General features: G+C 77.5%; 1 protein-coding gene. It reads left to right on the top strand.

From position 1 onward, the window contains the following. Positions 1-240: oligopeptide/dipeptide ABC transporter ATP-binding protein (locus AC3WLN_RS22780; RefSeq protein ID WP_492485089.1), on the top strand; the 240-nt coding region annotated here is incomplete at both ends.

Below are 240 nucleotides of genomic sequence, written 5' to 3'. Positions count from 1 at the left end.
CGAGACCCGCCCCGCCGCACGGCTCCTCGCCGCGCCCCTGCACCCCTATACGCGCGGCCTCATCGCGGCCCGGCCCCGCCTCGGTGCGGGCCCGAGGCGACGCCTCGCCGAGATTCCCGGGCAGGTGCCGCCGCTGGGTGCACTGCCGCCTGGCTGCGCCTTCGCGCCCCGCTGCCCGGCCGCGGCCATGCCGTGCCGACAGACCCTACCCCTGTCGCGTATACACATCTCCGAGCCCAC

Source organism: Methylobacterium sp. FW306-05-D (genome assembly GCF_058782155.1).
This window is presented reverse-complemented; position numbering and strand designations above follow the sequence as displayed.